Raw genomic sequence first — 6,173 nt, forward strand, 5'->3', positions numbered from 1 at the left:
GCCAGCCCCAGCTCGCACCGCCCCCGGTCGACGGACCACAGCGGGACGGCGACGCCGTCGACGCGGCCGCCGGCGCCGCCGCGAGCGCCGTCCTGGCCCTCCTCGACGAGCTGCTCGACTCGTGGTCGCAGACGCCGCCGCGGGTCCTGCGCACCGGGGGGCTCGCGGTGCGCGACCTCAAGGCCGCCGCCGCGCGGCTGGACACGACACCGGAGCACACGGCATACCTCGTCGAGCTGGCCCTCATCGGTGACCTCGTCGCCGACGACGGCGAGGTCGACCCGCACTGGGTGCCGACCGCGGAGTACGACGCGTGGCAGACCGAGCCGGGCGGTGAGCGGTGGGCCCGGTTGGCGCTGGCGTGGCTCGCGACGACCCGGGCCCCGCACCGCGTCGGGTCGCGCACCGACGCCGCCGCGGTCGTCAACGCCCTCGGGCCGGACGTGCAGTGGCCCCCGATCCGGTCGCTGCGCCGCGAGGTGCTGGACCTGCTCGCGAGCGCCGAACCGGGTGTCGCGACGACGCCCGCCGGCCTCGCGGCCGCGGTGCGCTGGCGCCGGCCGCGCCGTGTCCCCCGCACGCTCGAGGACGTCGTCGAGTCGGTCCTCGGTGAGGCGGCCTGGCTCGGCGTGACCGGGCACGGGGCTCTCAGCGTCGCCGGTCGCGCCCTGCTCGCCAGCGAGGGCGACGTCGCGGTCGTGGCCGAGTCGATCCACCCGCACCTCCCGGCGCCCGTCGACGCCGTCCTGCTCCAGGCCGACCTCACCGCGATCGCCCCCGGCCCGGTGACCGGGTCGCTGGCTGCGTTCCTCCGCCTCGTCGCCGACGTCGAGTCGCGCGGTGGGGCGACGGTGCACCGCTTCAGCGACGCCTCGATCCGCCGCTGCCTCGACACGGGATGGACCGGTGAGGACATCCTTGCCGGGCTGCGCGACGCCAGCCGGACACCCGTGCCGCAGCCCCTCGAGTACCTCGTGCGCGACGTTGCCCGCCGGCACGGGACCGTCCGGGTGCGGGGCGTCGGCGCCATCGTCCGAAGCGAGGACGAGGCCGGACTCGACGTCATGCTCGCCAACCGGCGCCTCGCCGCGCTCCAGCTCCGGCGCATCGCGCCCACGGTGCTCACCTCGCCGGCCGGGCCCGAGGTGGTGCTCGAGATGCTGCGCGAGGAGGGCTTCTCGCCGGTGGGCGAGTCACCGTCCGGGACGGTCACCGTGCCCACGCGGCCCGTGCGACGGGCGGTCCGCCGCGCCTCGGTGGACTCCGCCCTCGTGCACGCGATGGACCGGGCGCAGATCGGCTCGCTCGTGTCCGGGCTGCGCGCGGCGGAGTCGCACGCCCAGGCCCGGGCCGCCGCCGCGCCCGGCGGACGCAGCGGACCCGCCATCCCCGCGAACGACCCGACGACCTCGGTCGCGGTGCTGCGCGAGGCCATCGCCGACGGGCGGGCCGTGTGGCTCGGCTACTCGGACGGCATCGGCCGCACGCAGCGGCTGCTCTTCTACCCCGAGCGGCTCGACGGCGGACGCGTCTCGGGCGTGAGCGACGGCATCACCCGGACCCTGTCGATCCACCGCATCACCGGCGTCGTCGCCGACTGACCCCCACCCCCCACTCCCCGACTTATTGCGCATTCCGACCCCCGCCGTGTGACTGATTGCGCGAAACGGCCGGTCTTGCCGGCCGAAACGCGCAATCAGTCCGGCTCGCTGGGTCGGAATGCGCAATAAGTCGGCAAGCGGGGGCGGGTCAGGCGGAGGTGCGACGGGGTCAGGCGGGGGCGGGGGTGAGGGCGCGGACGACGGCGGAGGGTGAGGGGCGGCCGAGGTGCTGTGCCATCCACGCGCTCGTCCCCAGCAGCGCCTCGAGGTCGACGCCGGTGCGGACCCCCGCGCCCGCCATCGCCCAGACGAGGTCCTCGGTGGCGAGGTTGCCGGTCGCGCTCTCGGCGTAGGGGCAGCCCCCGAGCCCACCCGCCGACGAGTCGACCACGGTGACCCCGCGCCGGAGCGCGACGAGGGTGTTGCTCAGCGCCTGGCCGTAGGTGTCGTGGAAGTGCACGCCGATCCGGTCCACCCCGATCCCCCGGTCGTGCAGCGCGTCGAGCAGACGGGCGACGTGGCCGGAGGTCGCGACCCCGATCGTGTCGCCCAGCGACAGCTGGTCACACCCGAGGTCCATGAGCCGCTCCGCCACCGAGACGACCTGGTCGACCGGCACCGGCCCCTCCCACGGGTCGCCGAAGCACATCGACACGTACGCCCGCACCCACAGCCCCGCCCCCTGCGCACGCTCGACGACGGGCGCGAACATCGCGATCGACTCGTCGACGCTGCGGTTGAGGTTCTTGCGCGCGAACGACTCGGTCGCGCTGCCGAAGATCGCGACCGCGCCGACGCCGGCCTCGAGCGCACGGTCGAGGCCGCGCTCGTTCGGGACGAGCACGGGTCGCCGCGGCCCGAGACCCTCGTCGCCGAGCAGCTCGAGCACCTCACTCGCGTCGGCCAGCTGCGGCACCCACTGCGGGTTGACGAAGGACGTCGTCTCCACCGTCGCGAGCCCCGCCGCGGCGAGCCGCCGGATGAACTCCGCCTTGACGGCGGCGGGCACGACGGCCTTCTCGTTCTGGAGGCCGTCGCGCGCCCCCACCTCGTAGATGGTGATCTCCGGCGGGAGCGTCGGGTCGGGCTCGACCTGCGGGGTACGCATGCTCATGCCTGATCCTGACACGGGCGCCGAGATCGCCGACCGTGGCGTGGGCGGGCCACCCGGCGGGATACCTTGTCGCCATGAGCGAGAACGACAAGGACCAGAGCCCGGGCGAGTACACCGACCCGACCGCAGGCCCGGACTGGACCGCGCCGTCCGGCTCGCAGGGCTCCGGCACCCCTGCGGACTCCTCACCGTCCGACCCCACCCACGACCGCCCGGCCGCGCCCGATTCGGCGCCCACCGAGCAGATCCCGCAGGGCTCCGACGCCCCCCGGGGCCCCGAGGTCCCGCCGGTCCCGCCCGCCCCCAGCTACGAGTCCCCCTACCAGGCACCCCGCAGCCCGGGCGACCCGTACGCCGGGTCGAGCGCCCAGCCCTCGAACCCGTATGCCGCCACACCTCCCCCGCCGCCGTACGACCCGTACGCCGCCCCGCAGCCGCCGTACGACCCCTACGCCGCAACGGGTGGGCAGTGGCAGCAGCAGACCCCGCAGGCCCAGCCCGGCGGCTACCCGGCATACCAGGCTCCCGGCCAGTGGCAGGCGCCGCCGGCCGCCTACGGCGCCCCGGCCCCGCAGAACACGAGCGCGCTCGTCCTCACGATCCTCTCGGGCATCGTCACGCTCTCGTGCTGCATCCCGGGCATCGCGCCGCTCATCCTCGGCATCATGGCGCTCAACAAGCAGTCGACCGACCCGGAGGGCTCGCGCCGCCTCACGAAGTGGGGCTGGATCGCCTTCGGGGTCGGGATGGCGCTCGTCGTCCTCGGGATCATCGGCTTCATCGCGCTCGGCGCAGCCGGGGTCTGGGACGACGGTGGCTACAGCTCCGACTCCGACTTCTCGTACTGAGGCCGCGTGACCGACGGCGCACTCATCGTCCAGAGCGACAAGACGCTCCTCCTCGAGGTCGACCACCCCAGGTCGGCCGACGCGCGGCGGGCCATCGCGCCGTTCGCCGAGCTGGAGCGCGCCCCGGAGCACATCCACACCTACCGGATCACCCCGCTCGGCCTGTGGAACGCTCGCGCTGCCGGTCATGACGCGGAGCAGGTGGTCGACGCCCTCGTCACCCACAGCCGCTACCCCGTGCCGCACGCCCTGCTCATCGACGTCGCCGACACGATGGCTCGTTACGGACGGCTGACCCTCAGCAAGGACGCCGAGTCCCGCCTCATCCTGCGGACCACCGACCGCGCCGTGCTCACGGAAGTGTTGCGGCACAAGCGGATCAAGCCGCTCATCGGCGACCGCATCGACGAGGACACCGTCGTCGTCCACCCGAGCGAGCGCGGCCACCTCAAGCAGGAGCTGCTCAAGGTCGGCTGGCCCGCCGAGGACGAGGCCGGCTACGTCGACGGCGAGGCGCACGCGATCTCGCTCGACCAGAGCGACGGTTGGGCGCTGCGTCCCTACCAGGAGCAGGCGGTCGACGGCTTCTGGGACGGCGGCTCCGGTGTCGTCGTCCTGCCCTGCGGCGCCGGCAAGACCCTCGTCGGCGCCGGCGCGATGGCCAAGGCGTCGGCGACGACGCTCATCCTCGTCACCAACACCGTCTCGGCGCGGCAGTGGAAGGACGAGCTGATCCGGCGCACCAGCCTCACCGAGGACGAGATCGGCGAGTACTCCGGCGCCCGCAAGGAGATCCGGCCGGTCACCATCGCGACGTACCAGGTGCTGACGACGCGCCGCAAGGGCGTCTACACGCACCTCGACCTCCTCGACGCCAAGGACTGGGGCCTCGTCGTCTATGACGAGGTGCACCTGCTGCCCGCCCCGATCTTCCGCATGACCGCCGACCTCCAGGCCCGCCGTCGCCTCGGCCTCACCGCCACCCTGGTGCGCGAGGACGGGCTCGAGTCCGACGTCTTCTCGCTCATCGGGCCCAAGCGCTTCGACGCTCCCTGGAAAGACATCGAGGCCCAGGGCTACATCGCCCCGGCCGACTGCGTCGAGGTCCGGGTCTCGCTGCCCGACGGGCAGCGCATGGCGTATGCCGTCGCGGAGCCAGACGAGCGCTACCGCCTCGCCTCCTGCTCGGACGCCAAGCTGCCCGTGGTCGAGCAGCTCGTCGAGAAGCACCGCGGCGAGCCGACGCTCGTCATCGGCCAGTACCTCGACCAGCTCGACGAGCTCGCCGGCCGCCTCGAGGCCGACGTCATCACCGGCGCGACCACCGTCGCCGAGCGGCAGCGCCTCTACGCGGCGTTCCGTGAGGGCGAGATCAGCCTGCTCGTCGTCTCCAAGGTCGCGAACTTCTCGATCGACCTGCCGGAGGCGAGCGTCGCGATCCAGGTGTCGGGCACCTTCGGCTCCCGCCAGGAGGAGGCCCAGCGGCTCGGCCGGGTCCTGCGCCCCAAGGGCGACGGCCGGACCGCGCACTTCTACACCGTCGTCGCCCGCGACACCGTCGACGCCGACTTCGCCGCCCACCGGCAGCGCTTCCTCGCCGAGCAGGGCTACGCCTACCGCATCATCGACGCCGACGACCTCACCTGAAACCCGACTTATTGCGCAATCCGTCGGGACGAGCGCAGCGGCCCCGGCCACCGGAGCGGCAGACTCGTTGTTCGCCGCTGGCTGGGCCTGGCGGGAGACCGGAGCGCGCCCAGCGCGCGGAGGTCGGATGGGACTGCGGCGAACAGCGAGCCTGACGCGACGTACACGCGAAGGTGAGTGGCCGGCATACGACAACGGAGCGTGTGTGAGAGTGGCGCCATGACGCAGCAGCCACAGGGCACCCCCACCGCACCCACCCGCTTCCGGGTCCGCCAGAAGCTCACGATGATGGTCAACCGCTACGAGATCCACGGCGTCGGCCCGGACGGGACCGAGGTCGGCCTGTGGGCCTTCGCCGAGCAGAAGCGGATGGCGTTCAAGGAGCAGGTGACGTTCTTCTCCGACGCGGGCAAGAGCCAGCCGGTGTTCGGCTTCAAGGCCCGCACGCGTATGGACCTCGCCGCGACCTACGACGTCACCGATGCGTCCGGGGCCCCGATCGGCAAGTTCCAGAAGGACTTCAACAAGTCGCTGCTGCGCTCGACGTGGCACCTCACCACCCCCGACGGCCGCGTCGCGCTCGGCCAGGAGCGCAACAAGAACATCGCGATCCTGCGACGTGTCTGGGACCTGGTGCCAGTCCTCGGCGACATCCCCGTGCCGTTCCTCTTCCACTTCGACTTCACCCTGCCCGACGGTCGGGTCGTGCTGAGCAGCACGAAGAAGGCGGCCATGCGCGACGTCTACGAGGTCGAGCTGCCGGTCGTCGACGGCCACCCGCTCGACTGGCGCGTCGGCGCCGCCATGGCCGTGGCCCTCGACGCCCTCCAGTCCCGCTGACGCAGCGGCGCCCGCGTGGGGCGACGTCCGAAGCGGTTCGCGAACCCGGACGTCGCTCGTGATCCGGTTCGAACCGGTTCACGAGCGACAGTGTGGTTTGTGGTGTGCCACGAGTTCACTGAC

Annotated in this window: 5 protein-coding genes; 4 read left to right on the forward strand and 1 reads right to left on the reverse strand. The window is 73.1% G+C overall.

Going from position 1 to position 6,173, the window contains the following annotated elements:
• Positions 1-1,601, forward strand: a 1,601-nt coding sequence (locus N801_RS18270; protein ID WP_052113298.1) for a helicase-associated domain-containing protein, incomplete at its 5' end; no start/stop codon positions are given.
• 169 nt (positions 1,602-1,770) lie between these two features.
• On the opposite strand, the gene N801_RS18275 is transcribed toward N801_RS18270, so the two are convergent.
• Complete coding sequence (locus N801_RS18275) at positions 1,771-2,709, reverse strand: hydroxymethylglutaryl-CoA lyase (RefSeq protein WP_035940745.1); 939 nt, start codon at positions 2,707-2,709, stop codon at positions 1,771-1,773.
• Between the two features lie 80 nt (positions 2,710-2,789).
• On the opposite strand from N801_RS18275, the gene N801_RS18280 reads away from it, so the two are divergent.
• The 3 genes from N801_RS18280 (at position 2,790) to N801_RS18290 (ending at position 6,050) form a co-directional block, all read left to right on the forward strand.
• Positions 2,790-3,563: a DUF4190 domain-containing protein gene (locus N801_RS18280; protein ID WP_035940741.1), complete on the forward strand. Its 774-nt coding sequence runs from the start codon at positions 2,790-2,792 to the stop codon at positions 3,561-3,563.
• Between the two features lie 6 nt (positions 3,564-3,569).
• The gene (locus tag N801_RS18285) at positions 3,570-5,210 is read left to right on the forward strand and encodes a DNA repair helicase XPB (RefSeq protein WP_035940742.1); all 1,641 of its coding nucleotides are present in this window, start codon (positions 3,570-3,572) and stop codon (positions 5,208-5,210) included.
• A gap of 219 nt (positions 5,211-5,429) precedes the next feature.
• Positions 5,430-6,050, forward strand: coding sequence for an LURP-one-related family protein (locus N801_RS18290; RefSeq protein ID WP_035940743.1), 621 nt, complete (start codon positions 5,430-5,432; stop codon positions 6,048-6,050).
• Positions 6,051-6,173: the final 123 nt, after the last annotated feature.

Origin of the sequence: Knoellia aerolata DSM 18566 (assembly GCF_000768695.1) — a bacterium.
GTDB lineage: Bacteria > Actinomycetota > Actinomycetes > Actinomycetales > Dermatophilaceae > Knoellia > Knoellia aerolata.